General features: G+C 45.7%; 14 protein-coding genes. 9 read left to right on the top strand and 5 right to left on the bottom strand.

Features of this window, described 5'->3' with window-relative positions; genetic code table 11:
• Positions 1-45: 45 nt before the first annotated feature.
• Positions 46-2,532 carry an EAL domain-containing protein gene (locus R8N28_RS19245; RefSeq protein ID WP_025768161.1) on the top strand — a complete coding sequence of 829 codons (2,487 nt, stop codon included), beginning with the start codon at positions 46-48 and terminating at the stop codon, positions 2,530-2,532.
• 83 nt (positions 2,533-2,615) lie between these two features.
• Here the strand turns inward: R8N28_RS19245 and R8N28_RS19240 are convergent, their stop codons facing one another.
• Positions 2,616-3,212, bottom strand: coding sequence for a tRNA-uridine aminocarboxypropyltransferase (locus R8N28_RS19240; protein ID WP_065274952.1), 597 nt, complete (start codon positions 3,210-3,212; stop codon positions 2,616-2,618).
• On the bottom strand, positions 3,212-4,762 hold the full coding sequence (locus R8N28_RS19235) for a COG3650 family protein (protein WP_065274951.1): 1,551 nt from the start codon (positions 4,760-4,762) through the stop codon (positions 3,212-3,214). Before R8N28_RS19235 ends, R8N28_RS19240 begins: the two co-directional genes overlap by 1 nt.
• 47 nt (positions 4,763-4,809) lie before the next feature.
• On the opposite strand from R8N28_RS19235, the gene R8N28_RS19230 reads away from it, so the two are divergent.
• Positions 4,810-5,280 (top strand): EVE domain-containing protein, encoded by a 471-nt coding sequence (locus R8N28_RS19230; protein WP_005378735.1) that lies wholly within the window; start codon positions 4,810-4,812, stop codon positions 5,278-5,280.
• 50 nt (positions 5,281-5,330) lie between these two features.
• Here R8N28_RS19230 and R8N28_RS19225 read toward each other — a convergent pair whose 3' ends face one another.
• Both R8N28_RS19225 and R8N28_RS19220 read right to left on the bottom strand, forming a co-directional pair.
• Positions 5,331-6,155, bottom strand: coding sequence for a Cof-type HAD-IIB family hydrolase (locus tag R8N28_RS19225; protein WP_005378734.1), 825 nt, complete (start codon positions 6,153-6,155; stop codon positions 5,331-5,333).
• A 244-nt stretch (positions 6,156-6,399) separates the two neighbouring features.
• Entirely contained in the window at positions 6,400-7,410 is a 1,011-nt protein-coding gene (locus R8N28_RS19220) for an alpha/beta fold hydrolase (RefSeq protein WP_005378733.1), read from the bottom strand.
• Positions 7,411-7,475: 65 nt separating this feature from the next.
• Between R8N28_RS19220 and rhtB the strand changes: the two genes are divergently transcribed.
• The 7 genes from rhtB (at position 7,476) to R8N28_RS19185 (ending at position 14,151) form a co-directional block, all read left to right on the top strand.
• A complete protein-coding gene (gene rhtB, locus R8N28_RS19215; RefSeq protein WP_005378732.1) occupies positions 7,476-8,093 on the top strand; it encodes a homoserine/homoserine lactone efflux protein in 618 nt (205 codons plus the stop codon).
• Positions 8,094-8,117: 24 nt separating this feature from the next.
• Positions 8,118-9,341 carry an EAL and HDOD domain-containing protein gene (locus R8N28_RS19210; RefSeq protein ID WP_053304474.1) on the top strand — a complete coding sequence of 408 codons (1,224 nt, stop codon included), beginning with the start codon at positions 8,118-8,120 and terminating at the stop codon, positions 9,339-9,341.
• A gap of 154 nt (positions 9,342-9,495) precedes the next feature.
• Positions 9,496-9,831 carry a metalloregulator ArsR/SmtB family transcription factor gene (locus R8N28_RS19205; protein ID WP_005378730.1) on the top strand — a complete coding sequence of 112 codons (336 nt, stop codon included), beginning with the start codon at positions 9,496-9,498 and terminating at the stop codon, positions 9,829-9,831.
• Between the two features lie 42 nt (positions 9,832-9,873).
• Positions 9,874-10,875, top strand: coding sequence for an ArsJ-associated glyceraldehyde-3-phosphate dehydrogenase (locus R8N28_RS19200; protein WP_005383630.1), 1,002 nt, complete (start codon positions 9,874-9,876; stop codon positions 10,873-10,875).
• Between the two features lie 12 nt (positions 10,876-10,887).
• Complete coding sequence (locus R8N28_RS19195; protein WP_005383629.1) at positions 10,888-11,382, top strand: cyclin-dependent kinase inhibitor 3 family protein; 495 nt, start codon at positions 10,888-10,890, stop codon at positions 11,380-11,382.
• 254 nt (positions 11,383-11,636) lie between these two features.
• Complete coding sequence (gene arsJ / locus R8N28_RS19190) at positions 11,637-12,854, top strand: organoarsenical effux MFS transporter ArsJ (protein ID WP_005378722.1); 1,218 nt, start codon at positions 11,637-11,639, stop codon at positions 12,852-12,854.
• Between the two features lie 283 nt (positions 12,855-13,137).
• Positions 13,138-14,151, top strand: coding sequence for an acyltransferase (locus tag R8N28_RS19185; protein ID WP_017821298.1), 1,014 nt, complete (start codon positions 13,138-13,140; stop codon positions 14,149-14,151).
• On the opposite strand, the gene R8N28_RS19180 is transcribed toward R8N28_RS19185, so the two are convergent.
• Positions 14,148-14,477, bottom strand: coding sequence for a DUF2500 domain-containing protein (locus tag R8N28_RS19180; protein WP_005378719.1), 330 nt, complete (start codon positions 14,475-14,477; stop codon positions 14,148-14,150). The genes R8N28_RS19185 and R8N28_RS19180 overlap by 4 nt on opposite strands.
• Positions 14,478-14,530 lie beyond the last annotated feature (53 nt).

Here is a 14,530-nt window from a genome sequence, read left to right as displayed (position 1 = left end):
CGCCACACGTCGTGGTGAAGATAGTGTTACGGCAGTGGTAGGTCCATGCGAGCTTTTTCAAAACTGGTTCACGATGTCAGTCAACTGAATGACTTTTTAGTCACTTTTCCGACTTCCTCAGATAAACAATATTTAGTACAAATATTGTCGACGCAATCGCGCGAAATTACGACCACACTTGCAGACGCCGTTTTGTCGTCGCTGCCGAATGCTCATGTAATGGGGCATAGTACGCGTAATGTGATTCTGGAAGGGGAGATATTTACCTCTGGTTGCCTAGTGAGTGTGATTGAATTTGAGCAAACCACGCTGACTTCTGCGGTACAAACATACTCTTACTCCCCTGACATTGATGGCGGGGAACTCAAGCGCTCTCTTCTAATGCAGCATAATTCACAGGTGATCCTCAGCTTTGCTGTGCAAATTGAACGACGTGACTATCCCTTGTTTCAAACCTTCGCCAGTGAAGAAGTAGTGATTTCTGGAGGGTTGGCGCAGAGTATTGACGATGGCTGCTGGGTGCTATATCAAAACCGAGTTTACGATAACGCTGTGGTTGCCGTAGCTTTGCACAGTGATACCTTGAAGCTATGGACTGATGCGTATTCGGAATGGAACCCGATTGGCATGCCACACAAAGTCACTCATGCAAAAGGAACGCGCTTGTATTGTTTAGGTGAGAAGAAAGCGCTGGACGTATACAAGCGTTACTTGGCGGATGGCCATGACGTGACGCTGAGTCAACTGCTCAGCTTTCCTTTGTATCGAGAAAGCTTAGGACGAAAGGAAGTTTGTACGGTAACGGAGCTACACGCTGATGGCAGTATGAGCTTCGACAGGCCCTGGTGTCTTGGTGACGAAGTGCAATTTTGCTATAACCATCCCTCGTTAACGCTCGAGCAAGTGCGGCATGGTGTGGTTGAGTTAGCCATGCACCAACCTGAAGTCGTTATGATTTTTAACTGCGCGTCACGGTTAGACTTTATTGACAGCAGCGACGAAGTCCAAGCCTTCAAAGATATTGCGACGACGTTTGGTAGTTACTGTATGGGGGAACTGCATGGTGGTATTGGTCAGCCCGAAATTCTTCATCACAGCCTGACGTATTTAGCGATGCGAGAGGGAGACGAAGTGCAAACATTGAACTTGCCTAAGTCGCCCGTTAGCTCCTCTATTTCACCGCTGTTTAGCTTGATTCGAAATGCGATCGGCGATCTCAACCATATGAACGCGCATATGGGATATCAACTCGATCGCCAAACGCGCAAGTTACAAGAAAGCTATCGACGCGACAGTCGTACGGGGTTACAAAACCGGGTCGCATTGCAAGAGCGGTTGAGTAACATCGATTTGGATGAGCATTTGTTGACTCTAAAGCTACTTAACTTTAGTCATATCAACGAAAAATACGGCTACCGAGTGGGAGATCAATTACTCAAAGATCTCTCAATGCACTTTACGAATCGATTACGAAAGCGTTTCGGCATGCCAACGGCTTTGCAGCTTTATAGTATTGGGGTTGGTGAATGGGCGTTCATATTTAAAGCTGATCAAAGCAGCGAGACCATCAAACAGCACTTTACGCGTTTTGCTGACGCGGTAGAACAAACTAATTTTGAGCCAATTGGCCTACGTGAAATAGATTATCTTTCTATCTCGCTATGCGGCGGCTTAGTGAGTCGTCGAGACTTTCCATCCGCTTCAGTAGATGAGCTCTTACTCAAAGGCATCGAAGCGAGGCGCTCTGGTGTACGCAGTAATACCCATATCTGTAATGCGAAAGATATTGAAGTCAGTGAGGATGTGCGCAAAGAGCAACTTGGATGGCTAAGTTGCGTCAGTAGAGCCATTCTCAAACAGAATATCATCACCTATAGCCAACCGATTGTGCATGCGGGTAGCCACAAATTGGCAAGCCAAGAATGTTTGGTTCGTATTCTGGAAGCCGATGGAACGGTGATTGCGCCAGGGCGTTTTCTGCCAATTATCTCTGATACGCATCTTTACACTCGACTAAGTCGGCACATGATTCATTCTACGTTGCATTACATGCGAGATAAGCAAGGTGACTTTTCTATAAACTTATCGCCGCAAGATTTGCTCAGTGATAAAACTTTAATACTTTTAGAGCATGAAATTAGCCAGCTAAATGACCCAAGGCGAATTGGTTTAGAAGTGCTGGAATCTGAGCAGATCAAAGACTATGGCCGAATGATAGAAGTGTGCAGTCATTTTAGAAGCTTAGGGGCGCGTATCATTGTTGATGACTTTGGGTCCGGCTATTCGAATATCGATGAAATCCTAAAGTTGGAGCCAGAAGTCATAAAGCTCGATGGCAGCTTGATTCGTGATATTGATAAAGACTTAAAACAGCGCAAGATCGCTTCCCAGTTGGTGCGTTTGTGCCAGGTGTTTAACGCGGAGACGGTGGCGGAGTTCGTCCACAATCAGGAGGTGTGTACCATTGCACAAGACATGGGGGTGGATTATTTGCAGGGTTACTATCTTGGCGAGCCGACTCGACTGTTTTAATGATGTTTCACGTGAAACTTCTTGTCGTAAAAAACGCAGCGTAGGCTGCGTTTTTTGTTTGGTTCTTCTACTGAGCTTAATGTTTAACGCTTAAGAGCGTGTCCACTCTTTTCAGCTTGGAACAGAGCGAGGTAATGGACAAAAAAGCGCTGCATTTGTTGTTGGTTGTTTTGTTCTCCAAGTTGCCCGAGCAAATGTGCAGCGACTTCAAACGTACACAAATTACCTTGTTGTTGGTTGCGTCGCAGCTGATATTGTGAGTCCGCCGACGCAGACAATCCCATAGTAGGGATACCTTCTAACCAACGGCTCTTATTGATCATCTTGCGCGCCTCTTGCCAGGTGGCATCTAAAATAATAAACAGCGGAGTTTTGGTTTGTTGCTGGCTTTGGAGTACCACATGTTCGAGTGTGATACTTTCTTCACAGGGGAAGAGCAACACCGGATACCGCGACGGATCAGCTAATAGAGTGAGCGATTCTGCTGGTGGCTGTTTGCGATCCCAGATTACTCGCTCAATGTTGAGTTGGCACTGCTCTAGTAGCTGGCCGGTATTAGTATCACGCTTCAGTTCATTCGGATGCATTAACAGCAGGATGTTGTGCTCACTGTTAAGTTTCGGCATTAGCGAGCACATACAATTGAATTGAAAACCGCAGGTTGGACACGGTTGTGACATTACAGACGAACTCCTTCTCGCACCGGGCTTACCCCATCAGAGAACAGACGCACGCCACTGACTTGGTTCGGCGTTGCCGTTGGCGCCATGCTTGGGTTGAGTGGGTAGCTAACCCCAGTGTATTGCATCACGTGTTGAGCCGCTTTAGCTCCGCCACCGCTGACATTAAAAATCAGATCTCGCCAACCATGAGAGGTTTGTTGGCCGAGCATAATCGGGCTTTGCACTAGTGTAATGCGGCTATTAAATCGCCATTCCTTTTCGTGATGTTCAAATATTAGCAATGTACAGCCACCGGAACCACACCAATCCAACTGTACCAATAGCTCTTCGTTACCATCGCTGTTGAGGTCGTAAGTTAGCCAACGGTATTGGTTATTGTTGGGGTTGGTTTGATGGATAAAGAAGTAGTTGCGCACCGCGGCATCTACTTTTGAATCAAACTCTGCACTAGAAGGTACGTCAGCACTACCGATGGGGTTGTTGGTGCGTTTTTCGGCTGGTTGCATGATGCCTTCATCACGAACGGTGGCAGGATAAAGGACTAAACCACCATCGGCGATTGGGTATACCAAGTTACCGACTTTTTCTTTGGTCGCTTTGAGCTGATTGCCTTCTCGAGTAAACAGTCGCTCTGACATTAGCCTTTGCTGTTGATGATGCGTCATGACAACTTGAACCTGAGACGGACTTAACTGTTGCCAGTAACCACGCTCGATTAATGGTGCTTGTCCATTGGCGTAACGGTATTTTGTTGTGGCGCTGTGGTCTGGGTTTAAGGTCATTTGTACTTCAAAGCCTTGTGATTGGGTTGAGGTCGCGACATAGGTATTAGCCCAGCCAAGCGTTGCATCGACGTTTGCAGCCATACCACAACCTTGATACGTCTCGCCATCATGTTTTAGTGTTGCTTTCCAGCCATATAAAGAATCGCTCATTGTGTCTGAGCAGAGGTTTTCTGTTAAGCGAAGCTCACCACCTTGCAGTTGATAAGTGCGCTGGCGAGGTTGAAGCTGACTGCTGTTAATCGCTAATTTTGTGGTTTGTTTGCCGATTTGCTGGAATGTTAGTCCATTAGCCTCAAAGCTTGCCGACCAAGAAGGCTCATTACCAAACACGCGAGTTGGTTTGTTTGGTTGCTGACAACGGTTTGGGTTTTCCGTTGTGAGGAAGTTCACTTGTTCCACTACAAAGTTAGCATCGAAATCAGCAGAAAACCCATCGATGCCCGGTGGGTTGAGGTGGCCGATAACCTCGCCATACATAGTCTGGTAAGGCTCGTTATTTAACTGAATTGCTCGTTGCATTTGCTGTGGTGATAGTTGCAACCAATATTGCTTGTCGCTGCCACAAGGCATGATGTATTGGCTCTCGTGACCGACGATCACTTTTCCGCGTAGCATAAAAGTTTGAGGTTGAATGGTTTCAGGCTTATCTAAGGTTGCTGGTGGAGAGGTTGGGTCAGCAGCACCAGATTGTGGCGGCTGTGAACTACATGCTTGCAGAACCAGCAGGGTGGCAAGCGCCACTGGGTTTTTCAAAGCCTTCATGTTATATCTTCCTCATTATTGTTACTCAATCGGCATCGGATGGCATTATGGCATATTGGTTATTTAAAACTGAACCAGATACCTTTTCTATTGACACGCTTCGAACTCAAAAGGTTTCATGTTGGGAGGGAGTTCGTAATTATCAGGCGCGCAATATGATGCGTGACCAAGTGAAGGTGGGCGATTTAGTCCTGATTTACCACTCTTCTTGTAAACATGTTGGCGTGGCAGGTATTGCTAAAGTTGTGAGAGAAGCCTATCCCGATCATTTCCAATTCGATCCCGAAAGCGATTATTACGATCCAAAGTCAGACCCAGACAACCCGCGTTGGATTATGGTGGATGTAGAGTTTGTACGTAAAACGGCGCGAGTGATTCCGTTGTCGGTGATGAAAGCGATGCCAGAACTTGAGAACATGCCGTTGGTGAAACGTGGAAATCGCTTGTCGATTATGCCCGTGACAGAAGAAGAATGGGACGCGATTCTTGGCAAAGAGAAGCTGCCAAGTCAGCGATAAAAGAAAAGGGCTGCGAATGTGCAGCCCTTCATAATTTGGAGTATTGAAGCTTACAGCAAGTGTTCTTGTAGGTAGTGTGCAACCGCATCTTCTGCATTGCTGCCAATTACTTCATTATTTGGTAGAGCTTTCATCACTTTTTCGTGTGATGTACCCATAACTAGCCCTTTACCTGCCATCGACAGCATTTCTACGTCATTCATGCCATCACCAAATGCTACGCAGTTTTCTAACGTGAGGTCGAGTTTTTTCGCTACCGCTTCAAGAGCATGACCTTTAGACACGCCAGCGCTCATTACTTCCAAACACCAAGGCGTTGAAAATGCGATGTTCAGCTTATCACCAAACTGCTCACGTAGTTTGTTTTCAAATACGACCAAACGTTCGTGGTCTTCTCCAGGATGCGTGAAGAAAACTTTCGCAATACCGTCAGTTGGGGCTTGGTCTTCATCAAATAAGACGTAAGTGAATTCATCGTGGAAGTCACGTAACGTTTCATCATCCTTGTTCATCAACCAGCTATCATTTTGATACATGTGAATAAGTATTTCTTGATCATGTTTGATCGTGTCGATCACGCCTTGTACCAGTTCCGCAGGGACATTCTCGCTGTACATTAGCTGATCTTCCTGGTCATGCACTCGGGCACCATTCGACGTGATCATGTAAGCTGGAATGCCAACTTGGCGACGGATGCTCGCAACGTCTACGTGGTGACGGCCGGTTGCAAAGACAAAGGTATAACCCTTTTCATGTAGCGCTTTTAGCGTCTCTTTTGAGTAAGCACTGAGCTGATGGTTTGGTGCGAGTAACGTGCCATCCAGATCAGAGGCAACGATTTTGGTGATCTCTTTGCAAGGTAGCGATGTGCTCATGAAGTCCTCGTAAACGGTTTGGATAGTGTGGAACAGGTGAATTGCAAACGGAGTACAGCAGACTGACTAGATCGTACTGCTCCGAATGCGGGGGAACTTGGGCCCGTAGCACTATGCGGTTAAACACTGTGTCAAAGTAGCCAAGTTCAAGCAGTGTACGCCAAAATGAGGATGAAAAAGAGGGTAAATCGATGTGTAGACATTTCCTCTTTAATCTTAGTCGTGAAATGGTCGCCTAGAGTTCTTATTGTGCTTGTTCGTTTGATGGCGATTTAGGGTCATTCATAAAGCGGAAAATCGCATCGAGCGCTTGATTACGATACTTGTCGGTCTCGAATAAGATTTCATGCTGTGCGCCTTCGATGGAAAGCAGCTCCGCGTGCGGGTTGGTTTTCCGCAATTTATCAATAAAACGCTTTTGCGCGAGGTTGCTAACAATCCGATCGTTTCCGGCTTGGATTAGGATTACTGGTATTTTGACTTGGCGAGTTAATAAAAAGCACTGCTTAGCGGCCATGAGCCCTTGCCAAACCCAGCGAGTGCTTGGCCCACCGACTTGCAGTTCCGGTTTTTCCGTATATAGGTTTCGGAACCATTGGTAGCGGCCGTAACTTTGGCTAAGTGGGTTATCTTCAAAGGGCTTAGGGAAGTAGGCCTGATGTCCTGGTGCATAGCGTGGCAAAGTCGATACCGCTGACATAATTTGTGTGACCGGAATCGCTATTGGTGATAGGTACCATGGCAGGTTAATGCCAAACATGGGCGCACTTAGAATCAAACCAGTAAAAGGGTGTTCTGGGTGAGTTTGCAGGTAACGTGTGGCGATCGCGCCGCCCATAGAGTGCGCGATGATGAAGCATTGTTGATATTCGCTAAGGTCGTGTTTTTTTACGACGATGTCCATATCATCAATATAATCAGTAAAGTCATAGACGTGACCCATATCTGAGTCAGATAATAAACGATCTGATAAACCTTGTCCGCGGTGGTCAAAGGAATAGACATCGAAACCTTGGCGGTAGAGATCGTAAAACAGCTCTTGGTATTTCCAGGAAGACTCAATGCGTCCATTTACGATGAGCACGGCTTTTTTATGCTCTGGGTTGGTTAGCTTGCACCAGTAAATGTTCTTTTTCTCAGTCCCTTTAACAAAGCCCTCTTGGCGAGTTTGCCAAAGTGCTGCGATCGGACCACCAATTGCTTGCTCAAATAATGTCTCTTGAGTATAAGTCAAAGGTGAATGGTTAGTCGCCATTAGTTGATTACCTGAAGATACGTTGTTTACGCGATGTATCATCGAAGAATTAGTGAGGAAATGCAATGGATACCCATGTCTGGTTAGCTTATGTAGTAACAGCAATCGTTTTTAGTTTGGCTCCGGGCTCTGGCACGGTGAACTCAATCAGTAATGGTTTGAGTTACGGTACCCGTAAATCACTGGGTGCCATTATTGGCTTACAAATTGGTTTAGTTATCCACATCGCGCTGGTGGGGGCGGGTATTGGTGCGCTTGTCGCGCAGTCAGCAACCGCATTTTCTGTCATTAAATGGGTTGGTGCCGCTTATCTGGTTTGGTTGGGGATTCAGAAATGGCGCGATACATCAAGCTTAGTCGCAGCTGAAAACCACAACGAGATGTCAGGCACGGCGCTGTTGTACAAGGCAGTGTTAATTAACCTCACCAACCCTAAATCGATTGTTTTTCTGGTGGCGTTGTTCCCGCAGTTTATTGACCCGGCAAAAGACCAAATCACGCAACTGTTGGTGCTTGGCGTCACTACGGTCGTGATTGATGCGTGTGTAATGTTGGGTTACACGAGCTTGGCAGCACAAATGGGACGCTTTATTCGCTCCGATAAAATCATGGGAAAAATAAACAAAGTATTCGGTTCAATGTTCATGGGTTGTGGTGCATTATTAGCAGCTGCAAAGTCATAAGCCATTTATAGGTCCTTCTTTAGCATGAATACAACGTATGTCGCTCGCCAGCCGATCTTTAACCGAAAAAGACAGACGCTGGGTTATGAATTGTTGTTTCGAGACGGGGAGAGTAACGCATACCCTTCACATATTGATTCAAATCGAGCGACATACCGACTGATTGTCGAAAACTTCCTATCGCTGGGTACTAACCCAGTGATTGCCTCTTCTAGATGCTTTATTAACTTTCCTCATCAAAGCTTGGTGCGACGTTTGCCGCGCAGTTTGCCGAAAAACAAAATTGTCATCGAAGTGTTGGAAACGTGCCAACCTACGGATGAGCTTCTTGATGCGATTCGTGAGTTTTATCGAGAAGGTTACTTGATCGCTTTGGATGACTTCACCCTAACACCAGAATGGCGCCGTTTTTTGCCATATGTGCATATTGTGAAGCTCGACATTATGGCGATGGGGCTTGAAAAGGCCTGTGAACTGGTCAAAACACACCTTGCCAAACGCGTCAAATACCACTTTTTAGCAGAACGTGTTGAAACCGCAGAAGAGTTTGAGCAAGCGAAAGCGGCTGGCTTTAAATTTTTCCAAGGTTATTTTTTTAGCAAGCCACTCGTCTCGCAGACTAAATACGTCAGTCCTGAGCAAGTGTTGGCATTGCAACTGTTTCGTGAAGTTTGTGCTCCTGAGCCTGACTTTACTCGTATCGAGTCCATCATTACGCAAGATGTCGCGCTTTCGTATAAATTATTGCGTTTTGTAAATACGCAAGCGCCGAATTTGGCTGTCGAAATCAGCTCTTTTCGTCAGGCATTGATTTATCTTGGCCAGGATAACCTTAAGCAGTTTGTCTCTTTGGTTGTGGCATCGTATATCTCCAGTAACAAGCCTCGAGAGCTGTATCACCTTTCATTGCAACGAGCTCAATTTTGCCAATTGATGTCGCGCTATCAGCCATTCTCTCATCTCAACGAACAAGGTTTCATGGTTGGTTTGCTGTCGATTCTAGATGCGTTGCTGGATCTTTCGGTGGAATCTTTAGTTAGGCAGTTACCGCTTAGTCATTCAGTACAACAAGCGCTATTACATCGCAAAGGGGTTTATGGCGCACTTATTTCCCTTGAAGAGTGCTACGAGCGTGCCGATTGGTCAGGGGTTGAAAAAATCACGATGCAATTGGGGTTGCCTTTAGAGGAAGTGAAGCTCTCCTTAGGTGAAGCGGTTCGCTGGAGTCAAAGCATCGCGACTGCATAATTTCTTGTCTTATCTTTTATCTCTTTGAATCTCTCTCTTTACAATCAAGCTGTTCGTTAGATGTGAAACTTTTATGACGATGGACGGTTTCCTCTTGACGATATACCTTAATTAAATAAACATATACGCATATCCATATATAGGTATGTTCATTATGCTTCCACATCAGTTTTTTAAGCTGTTATCCGATGAAACACGCGTACGTTGTTTAATGCTCGTGGCCCGTGAAGGTGAAACTTGCGTTGGTGATTTGGCGTTTGCTCTGCAAGAGAGCCAGCCGAAAGTTTCTCGTCATCTTGCTCAGTTACGATCCAGTGGCATCTTGGTGGATAAACGCCAAGGGCAATGGGTGTATTACGAGTTATCACAGCAATTACCAGGTTGGATGCGAAAGTTAATTGAAGACTTAGTGGCATCAAACTGTTTGAAGCAGGAATACCAAGACGACATCACACGCTTACACGATAAAAGTCGTGAGGCTTGCTGTTAACAGCGAATAGAGATTCAAGGTAGAAGATTAGAGGGTAAAACTATGACAATTAAAGTAGGAATTAATGGCTTTGGCCGAATTGGTCGCTTAGCGCTGCGAGCGGCATTTGATTGGCCAGAATTGGAGTTTGTGTTAATCAACGATGTCGCAGGTGACGCAGCTACGCTTGGTCACTTATTAGAATTCGATTCAGTGCAAGGTCGTTGGCATCATGGAGTTCAGGTCGAAGGCAGTGAGCTCGTCATCAACGGCAAGCGTGTTGCCACGACTCAACAACGCGATATCGATGCGGTGAACTGGTCTGATTGTGATGTTGTGATTGAAGCGACAGGCGTACATCGCAAAACATCATTCCTAAACAAATACCTAGAGCAAGGCGTGAAACGTGTCGTGGTAAGCGCACCTGTGAAAGAAGAAGGTATTGCGAACATTGTGGTGGGCGTGAACGACCATATTTTCGACCCTGAAAAACATCGTATCGTGACAGCAGCTTCGTGTACGACTAACTGTATCGCACCTGTGGTTAAAGTCATTCATGAGAAATTGGGTATCGAACAATCTTCTTTTACGACCATTCACGACCTGACGAATACGCAAACTATTTTGGATGCGCCACACAAAGATCTACGCCGTGCAAGAGCATGCGGCATGAGCCTTATCCCGACCACGACGGGGAGCGCGAAGGCGATTGTCGAAATTTTCCCAGAATTAAAAGACAAAATTAATGGTCATGCGGTTCGCGTACCTCTAGCAAACGCATCGTTAACAGACATCATTTTTGATGTGAAGCGTGATACCACAGCAGAAGAAGTGAATGCACTGTTAAAAGAAGCATCTGAAGGTGATTTGAAAGGCATCCTTGGCTTCGAAGAGCGTCCTTTAGTTTCTATCGATTATAAAGGCGACCAACGTTCAACCATCGTTGATGCGCAATCAACCATGGTTGTGGGTTCTCGTATGGTTAAGATTTACGCTTGGTACGATAACGAAATGGGTTATGCAACGCGCACAGCAGAGCTGGTTCGTAACGTTGGTTTGGCTTAAAAGGGGGTCACAATGTCTCATCCTACATGGCAATTAGATTTGGACTCCGGTGCTTTAATCTTAACACCGTGCCCAGGAACGAAAGGTGTCGATTTGCATGCGTCGTTAGAACAGTTGAAAGAGCAGGGTGTTCAAGCGGTCGTTACTGCATTAGATGATAGTGAATTAGCTGCGAAGAATGTCTCTGCATTGGGTGAAGCCACTCAGCAACTGGGTATGAAATGGTTCCAGATCGAGATTGAAGACGACTGCGCACCAAATGAAGAATTTGCGACGAAGTGGCAACAAGCCAGTCCGGAACTGCACGCGATTCTTGCTCAAGGTGGCAAAGTTGCGATGCATTGCATGGGTGGTTCGGGGCGCACAGGTTTGTTCGCTGCTCACCTACTCCTAGAAAAGGAATGGCAGTTAGAAGATATCGTGCGAGAAGTGCAGGCATTGCGCCCTGGTGCATTTACAAAACCTGTGCAAGTTGAGTACATCGAACGCGTGGCTCAAGACGCTTGATCAGCTTAAATAGCTTTTGGTTCATTATGATCCAAAAGCTAAATTCGAGCTTCTTCAGGATACGACTGTTTACAAAAAAAGCCATTAATATTAACTAATGCATTGTTTTTAAGGTGTATTTTGCTTTTTATTGATGTTGGGGCATTTTTTGAAAATCACAGCAACATTGTATTGGTCAATGTTGCTGTACAGGTTAGGAAGTATTTAGAACATGATGATCTAAATGCTTCTATCGCTGTACATATGAGGTCAATATGATTTCTCAATTAAGCAAAAGTATTCGTCAGTACATGTTAGTGACGTTTAACTATTGGAACTTTACGGTGACCGATGGCGCACTGCGTATGCTGGTGGTGCTCTATTTTCATGACTTAGGTTATTCCACGTTAGCTATTGCCTCACTGTTTCTTTTCTATGAATTTTTTGGTGTGGTGACAAACCTGGTTGGTGGTTGGTTGGGCGCAAGGTTAGGCCTAAATAAAACCATGAACATTGGTTTAGCGATGCAAGTGTTTGCGTTGCTGATGCTCGCAGTACCAAATGCATGGCTGACCATTCCTTGGGTGATGGCAGCGCAAGCTCTGTCGGGGATTGCCAAAGATCTGAACAAAATGAGTGCTAAGAGCGCGATTAAAACGCTAGTACCAGACGAACAGCAAGGTGCGCTCTACAAATGGGTAGCGATTTTGACTGGCTCGAAGAATGCACTCAAAGGAGCGGGCTTTTTTGTTGGTGGCTTGCTGCTGTCTTGGGTGGGTTTTCAAAACTCGATGTTTATTATGGCGGGTGTACTTACATTAGTGTTTGTTTGCAGCATGATCTGGCTAGAAGCGGACATGGGTAAAGCAAAGAGTAAACCTAAGTTTCGCCAAATATTCTCCAAGTCTGAATCGATAAACATTTTATCCGCAGCACGCATGTTCTTGTTTGGTGCTCGTGATGTGTGGTTTGTCGTTGCTCTGCCTATTTATCTTGGTAGCGTGTTTGGCTGGGATCACTTGTGGGTTGGTAGCTTTCTCGCAGCGTGGGTCATTGCTTATGGGTTTGTGCAAGGCTTTGCGCCGCGTATTACTGGCAAAGCGCAAGGTCGTGTGCCTGATGGTAGTGCAGCATTGGTGTGGGCAGGAATCCTAGCGTTAATTACGGCTGGTATTGCTTATGGTGTGCAAATCGGTTGGCAGCCTGAATTGGTGATTGTGGTAGGTTTGATGATTTTTGGCGCTGTGTTTGCCATTAACTCTTCGCTGCACTCGTACTTGATAGTGAGCTACGCTAAAGGCGATGGCGTCTCGTTGGATGTCGGTTTTTACTACATGGCCAATGCGATGGGACGTTTGATTGGCACGGTATTATCGGGTTGGATCTACCAAGAGGCTGGTCTTGCAGCGTGCTTATGGGTTTCTTTTGCTTTCTTGGCACTGACGACGCTGATTTCAATTAAGTTGCCAAAAGCTAATGTTGCTACTGCGTAACTACCCCCAGTATCGCTATCTGTAGATGGTATAAATGGCTCCAAATCGGAGCCATTTTTGTTTCTTATGCGCCGTTTGCTGTAATCAGATTGTGTCGGTTTGGCATCGAGAGTGAATACTGATGCTTGGTTTTTGGTTCTCGTTAAGTGATTAGAGTGGTGATGAAATCCCCGTTGTAGGTCATTGTTGAGTTAAAAATAAGCAAAAACAGATTGTTAACTATTTCACTGGTTGAGATTTACCCTATGCTATAAACGATAAGCGACTCAAAGTAGGGAAAGGTATGAGAGAAAGGGTTCTGTTTTTTGATTTATTGCGCTGCTTCGCAGCGGTAGCAGTGATCGCCATTCACGTCTTGGCACCGTATCGAAATGAGTTAGGAGTGATTCCATTTGACCAATGGCTGACAGCGGTAGGCGTGAATAGCGTAACCCGCTGGGCAGTGCCAGTTTTTATTTTGATCACCGGAGCGCTAATGCTCAGTGACACTCGACCATTTGACGGTAAGTATTATATCAAAAGGCGTTTGGGCAAAGTTTTAGTTCCATTTCTTATTTGGTCGATGTTTTATGCATACCTTTCAGGCTGGACTTCTCAAGGCTTTGATTTTGAAACCGTAAAAGAGGTATTAAGCAATAGCCCATTCCACGCAACGTATTACCATCTCGGCTTTTTCTATTACTTTATACCACTGTATTTTGTGATTCCGCTGTTTCAATGGATGGTACGCAACGTGGATGACAACGTCTTGTATACCTATCTCGCATTTTGGCTTTTCACCAGCACTCTGTTCTTGTTCAAGATTGATGGCCCTTGGAGTAATCAGATGTGGCTTTATATGGGTTACCTTCCACTGGGGTATGTTTTATTTCAAAAGGTACCTTTGAATCGCTCTATGGTGACCTTATTTGTTGGGCTAGGACTCGTGGCGTTGGCAGTGACCTTTACGATGGTTGTGACAAATAGCTTAGAGGCGGAGAAGTATACGGTTGGGCGCTGGCTCTCTTATAAAACACTGAATGTGATTCTAGCGGCTTCGATGATTTTTATGATCGGGCGTTACTTTGGTGAAGGCTTATCACCAAAAGTACAAAAAGCGGTCAGTGTGATCAGTCAGCACAGCTTGGGGATTTACTTACTTCACCCTATTTTCTTATGGCCGATGAAAGAGTTCGGTTGGTACACAGGACATCCTGCTTGGGTGATTCCAGTCTGGATCGTTCTAAGTGGATCTGGAGCCTTGGCGATGAGCTATCTCTTTTCTCGTTCTGCCAAGACTCGTTGGTTACTGCCTTAACGTTTGATAGCGAAGTGAAGGAACTTGTTGCCGCGATAGGTCAGTGTTCCCTTATCTCCAGGGTTGAGTGCATGGTAGTAATGCACTCCAATTTGGAATTCACGCTTTGGACCGATAGAACCACGTTGAACGTAAATCCAATACTCTTGATCGTCTTGACCTGGTGGTGCGTTTGGTATGTCTATCGCTTGTTTATCTAAAACCGTTACCTGCGCGCTTTGCTCTGGAGCGTCTTCGCCCACATAGTGCTTACTATAAAAACGGAAAAACACCCACGCGCCCAAGGCAATAAGGGCGAATAGGGCGAAAATAAGTGAGATTGGCATATTAACCTCCAATGTTTTATCGGGTCCCATTCTACAGAACTCGCTGACGAAAC

This window comes from Vibrio sp. Vb1554, assembly GCF_033344235.1.
The sequence above is the reverse complement of the archived record's forward strand: the minus strand, read 5'-3'. Positions and strand labels throughout refer to the sequence as shown.

Excerpts from the sequence above, each read along its gene's own strand:
- R8N28_RS19235 (WP_065274951.1), bottom strand. The coding sequence starts at position 4,762 with ATGAAGGCTTTGAAAAACCCAGTGGCGCTTGCCACCCTGCTGGTTCTG.
- R8N28_RS19200 (WP_005383630.1), top strand. The coding sequence starts at position 9,874 with ATGACAATTAAAGTAGGAATTAATGGCTTTGGCCGAATTGGTCGCTTA.
- R8N28_RS19210 (WP_053304474.1), top strand. The coding sequence starts at position 8,118 with ATGAATACAACGTATGTCGCTCGCCAGCCGATCTTTAACCGAAAAAGA.
- R8N28_RS19205 (WP_005378730.1), top strand. The coding sequence starts at position 9,496 with ATGCTTCCACATCAGTTTTTTAAGCTGTTATCCGATGAAACACGCGTA.
- R8N28_RS19245 (WP_025768161.1), top strand. The coding sequence starts at position 46 with ATGCGAGCTTTTTCAAAACTGGTTCACGATGTCAGTCAACTGAATGAC.
- R8N28_RS19240 (WP_065274952.1), bottom strand. The coding sequence starts at position 3,212 with ATGTCACAACCGTGTCCAACCTGCGGTTTTCAATTCAATTGTATGTGC.
- R8N28_RS19220 (WP_005378733.1), bottom strand. The coding sequence starts at position 7,410 with ATGGCGACTAACCATTCACCTTTGACTTATACTCAAGAGACATTATTT.
- R8N28_RS19195 (WP_005383629.1), top strand. The coding sequence starts at position 10,888 with ATGTCTCATCCTACATGGCAATTAGATTTGGACTCCGGTGCTTTAATC.
- R8N28_RS19230 (WP_005378735.1), top strand. The coding sequence starts at position 4,810 with ATGGCATATTGGTTATTTAAAACTGAACCAGATACCTTTTCTATTGAC.
- R8N28_RS19180 (WP_005378719.1), bottom strand. The coding sequence starts at position 14,477 with ATGCCAATCTCACTTATTTTCGCCCTATTCGCCCTTATTGCCTTGGGC.
- arsJ (WP_005378722.1), top strand. The coding sequence starts at position 11,637 with ATGATTTCTCAATTAAGCAAAAGTATTCGTCAGTACATGTTAGTGACG.
- rhtB (WP_005378732.1), top strand. The coding sequence starts at position 7,476 with ATGGATACCCATGTCTGGTTAGCTTATGTAGTAACAGCAATCGTTTTT.
- R8N28_RS19185 (WP_017821298.1), top strand. The coding sequence starts at position 13,138 with ATGAGAGAAAGGGTTCTGTTTTTTGATTTATTGCGCTGCTTCGCAGCG.
- R8N28_RS19225 (WP_005378734.1), bottom strand. The coding sequence starts at position 6,155 with ATGAGCACATCGCTACCTTGCAAAGAGATCACCAAAATCGTTGCCTCT.